2 protein-coding genes are annotated in these 3,275 nt (G+C 65.0%); both read left to right on the top strand.

Annotated features, from left to right (window positions below):
- Positions 1-108 precede the first annotated feature (108 nt).
- Positions 109-1,425, top strand: coding sequence for a UDP-glucose dehydrogenase family protein (locus WB528_RS28355; protein ID WP_423892771.1), 1,317 nt, complete (start codon positions 109-111; stop codon positions 1,423-1,425).
- A 114-nt stretch (positions 1,426-1,539) separates the two neighbouring features.
- Positions 1,540-3,275 (top strand): ATP-dependent helicase HrpB (hrpB, locus tag WB528_RS28350; protein WP_423892768.1); only part of this gene is annotated, 1,736 nt, incomplete at its 3' end.

The following is a 3,275-nucleotide window of genomic DNA, read 5'->3' as shown; positions in this document are numbered from 1 at the left end:
CGCAAATGACATGCCATTGTCATGATGGCGTTCAGTTTTCTGTTTGTGTCAAAATGCTTTAAGACACGATCACGAATCGTCCGTTAACCATTTTCGACAGGTTTCCAAATGCATATCGCCATGATCGGCACGGGCTATGTGGGACTGGTGTCAGGCGCCTGCTTTGCCGATTTTGGACATCAGGTCACCTGCGTCGACAAGGATGAGAGCAAGATCGCTGCGCTCCGTCGCGGCGAAATTCCGATCTTTGAACCGGGACTCGATGCGCTGGTTGCCGCCAATGCCAAGGCCGGCCGGTTGAATTTCACGACTGATCTCGTCACGCCCGTCGCCGAAGCCGATGCTGTGTTCATTGCGGTCGGCACCCCGTCCCGTCGCGGCGACGGTCACGCCGACCTGAGCTATGTCCATGCCGCCGCGCGGGAGATCGCTGGCGCACTGAAGGGATTTACCGTCGTGGTCACCAAGTCGACGGTGCCGGTCGGCACCGGCGACGATGTCGAGCGCATTATTCACGAAACCAACCCAGGTGCCGACGTCGCCGTCGCCTCCAACCCGGAATTCCTGCGCGAGGGTGCCGCAATCCGCGATTTCAAATTCCCGGACCGCATCGTGATCGGCACGTCGGACGAGCGCGCCCGCAAGGTGATGGGCGATATCTACCGGCCGTTGTCACTCAACCAGGGGCCGCTGATGTTCACCGCGCGTCGCACCGCGGAGCTGATCAAATACGCCGCCAACGCTTTCCTCGCCACCAAGATCACCTTCATCAATGAGATGGCCGACCTTTCTGAAAAAGTCGGCGCCAACGTGCAGGAGGTGGCGCGCGGCATCGGGCTCGACAACCGCATCGGATCCAAGTTTCTGCACGCAGGCCCCGGATTCGGCGGGTCGTGCTTCCCGAAGGACACAAGGGCGCTGGTCAAGATCGCGCTCGACCACGACGTGAATTTGCGGATCGTCGAGGCGGTACTGGCGGTCAACGACAACCGCAAGCGCGCGATGGCGCGCAAGGTTTCGAGCGCCGTTGGTGGTAATCTGCGTGGCAAGACCGTCGCCGTGCTCGGCCTCACCTTCAAGCCCGACACCGACGACATGCGCGAGGCGCCGTCGATTCCGCTGGTGACCGGGCTGCTCGACATGGGCGCGAAGGTACGCGCGCACGATCCGGTCGGCATGGAGGCGGCGCGCCGCGAATTGCCCGACATCGAATATTGCGACGATCCGTATCTCTGCGCCCGCGGCGCCGATGCGTTGGTGGTGGTGACCGAGTGGACGCAGTATCGCGCGCTGGACCTTGAACGCCTCAAGAGCGAGCTGGCCCATCCCGTCGTGGTGGATTTGCGCAACGTCTATCGGCCCGAGGATATGGCGGCGCACGGCTTCGTTTACGAAAGCGTCGGCCGGCCGTCCGAGCGGACGTGACTCTGTTGTCATACCCCGCGCATGCGGGGTATCCAGTATTCCCGATCTTCGTGACCTTTGAGGTCTGAGTTTACTGAATCACCCGCTTTCGCGGGTGATGACGGATTCGAGCTGGTGCCCCGCACTTTTGACACGCCTCTTCCCATCGATGCCGTGCTTGACGATCTGGCGCGGACGCTGGACGGCCACAATGCCGCCGTGCTGGTCGCGCCGCCCGGCGCGGGCAAGACGACGCGGGTGCCGCTCGCTTTGCTCGATGCTCCCTGGGTGAGGGACAAGAAGATTATCGTGCTGGAGCCGCGGCGGATTGCGGCGCGCGCCAGCGCCGAGCGCATGGCGCATACGCTTGGCGAGAGGGTCGGCGAGACCGTCGGCTACCGCGTCCGCTTCGGTTCAAAGGTGTCGCGCGCGACGCGAATCGAGGTGGTCACCGAAGGGATTTTTTCCCGGCAGATTCTCGATGATCCCGAGCTGAGCGGCGTGGCTGCGGTGCTGTTCGATGAGTTTCACGAACGTTCGCTCGACGCTGATTTGGGGCTGGCGCTGGCGCGCGATGCGCAAACCGGCTTGCGCGAAGACCTGCGCATCCTCGTGATGTCGGCGACGCTCGATGGGGCGCGGGTCGCCAAACTGCTCGGCGAAGCGCCAGTCGTCGCCGGCGAAGGCCGCGCCTTTCCCGTGGAGACGCGTTACCTCGGCCGAAAAGCCGATGCGCCGGTCGAGCGGCAGATGGCGGATGCGATCGCGACCGCGCTGCGCGCCGATCCGGGCTCGGTGCTGGCCTTCCTGCCCGGCGCCGCGGAAATTCGCCGCACGCAAAATCTTCTTGCCGAGCGAATTCATGATGCTTCAATTGAAATCGTGCCGCTGTTCGGCGCACTCGATGCCGCGGTGCAGGACCGCGCCATTGCGCCACCGCCGAAGAACCATCGCAAGGTCGTGCTGGCGACCTCGATCGCCGAGACTTCGCTGACCATCGAAGGGGTGCGGATCGTGGTCGATTCCGGTCTGGCGCGGGTGCCGCGCTACGAGCCGGATATCGGACTGACGCGGCTCGAGACCGTGCGGGCCTCGCGTGCGGCGGTCGATCAGCGCCGTGGCCGCGCCGGGCGTACGGAAGCGGGCGTGTGCTACCGGCTGTGGGACGAGCCGCAGACCGCCTCGCTTGCGGCCTATACGCAGCCGGAAATTCTGAGCGCCGACCTGTCGTCGCTGGTGCTCGATCTCGCGCAATGGGGTGTCAGCGATCCTTCAAGCCTGGCTTTTCTCGATCCCCCTCCCGCGCCGGCGCTAAAGGAGGCGCGCGAACTGCTGCGCGAACTCGGCGCGCTCGACCGGGACGGGCGGATTACCGACGAAGGTCGCAGCTTGCGGGCGTTGGCGCTGCCACCGCGGCTGGCGCGCATGATCGTCGACGCGCATCGCCTCGGTGCAGGCCGCGCGGCTGCCGAGATTGCGACGGTACTTACCGAGCGCGGCCTCGGCGGCGATCATGTCGATCTCGACGTCCGGCTGGATGCTTTTCGCCGCGATCGATCGCAGCGTGCGGAAGCCGCGCGCCATCAGGCGCAACGCTGGGCCGCGCAGGTGGCGGCGGGCGACAAAGCGAACGTGGCTCGTGGCGATGAGCTGCCGTCCACCGGCATCATGCTGGCGCTCGCGTTTCCCGACCGGGTCGCAAAGAATCGCGGCAACGGTAGTTTTGTGCTGGCCAATGGGCGCGGCGCCGCGCTAGAGCAAACTGCTGCGCTGTCGCGGGCGCCGTATATTGCGGTCGCCGAACTCACCGGCACGGCCATGCAGGGCCGCATCCTGCTGGCGGCGCCGATCACGCAAATCGAGATCGAAGC

The sequence above is a fragment of the Bradyrhizobium sp. genome, from assembly GCF_049586575.1.
Lineage (GTDB): Bacteria > Pseudomonadota > Alphaproteobacteria > Rhizobiales > Xanthobacteraceae > Bradyrhizobium.
This window is presented reverse-complemented; position numbering and strand designations above follow the sequence as displayed.